The sequence below is a fragment of the Luteibacter sp. P4_E6 genome (assembly GCF_056401535.1).
Window position 1 is genome coordinate 1 of the sequence record NZ_JBFUJE010000860.1, and the last position, 1,121, is coordinate 1,121.

1 protein-coding gene is annotated in these 1,121 nt (G+C 61.3%); it reads right to left on the reverse strand.

Annotation, left to right across the window (positions count from 1 at the left end; translation table 11 throughout):
• On the reverse strand, positions 1–1,121 hold a 1,121-nt coding region (locus AC1DT2_RS24150), incomplete at both ends, for a hypothetical protein (RefSeq protein ID WP_477299253.1).

A 1,121-nucleotide genomic window follows, 5' to 3' on the forward strand; every position in this document is an offset into this window, starting at 1 on the left:
CCACCAGGCAAGCGCGATGGCAAAATCTCGTAACGGCAGCGGACCACACGAGCTGCACCTTGTGACTCGGGCGCAGGCGAGACCCTCTTTTCACGGAGGAAGCGTATGAATCCAAGCGGGTCGGCGGGGCACTCTCCTTCGAGACCCCGTGCCGGGTAGTAAGAACAGTGCTCCACGGCGCCTTGTACGTCGGTGTGCGTGAGGACATTACCTGTCGCATCGTATGTTCGTACTTCCACGTCCTTGCGGACGCGCTCAGGACTTCCCTCAAGGTAGTACAAGGTCTGCACTTCGGTCGGAAGCTGACACCACGCAGGCTGGTCAACGAACGACTGCTCGGGATTCTCGTCGTACTTCGTGCGAGTTTCGGTGACGCACCCGTTTTGTGTACTTCTTTCCGACGTGATCAGATGAAAGCGATTGAACGTGCGTTCGACCGTGCGCACCGTCTCGATGCCGTCGTACAGCGTTTCAATGGAGCTGTACTCGTAACTCCGCCCCGGCGGCATCACCACCCGGTACAGATTGTCCTCATCGTCGAGCCAGTCTTGTAGCACTCCGAAACCGAAGAAGTTCCGGTCCGAGTAGGTGTAATGCGTTGTCATCACCGGCTGCCCGTGCCCCGGGTCGCGCCTGCACTCCAGGACCACCGGCATATGGCTCAGCGGCCGCTCCGGTCCACCGGGCAAGGCGTGGCCCTCCAGCTTGTATGTCACCTCTTCGTAGCCGCCGGTCGGGACTGTCGTGCTCTTGAGCAAGAGCAGGCCCGTCTCCGTGGGTTCATAGCCAAACGCCCAGCCATCGCCATAGCCTTCCGGTACGGAAAGCGTATCCAGCCAGTCGTTCTTGAACGTGAAGGTGAAGGCACCAGCCTGTGCCGTGTTCGGATGCAGGGTCACCACCGTGGCATCGATCTCGTAAGCCACCTCCAGCAACACCCGATCCGTGCCGTCGGACACGCGATGAAGCCGCGCGATGCCGTTGATCGCCGTCTGCTCCAACGCCACGACGTGGCCTTCGGGCGAGCTCACCTCGCGTAGCAACGCCACCCCGTCGCTGCCCTTGCTCGCCTTGCTGACCAGGATGACCCTCAGTCGCTCCGACAACCCCGACTTGTGCAC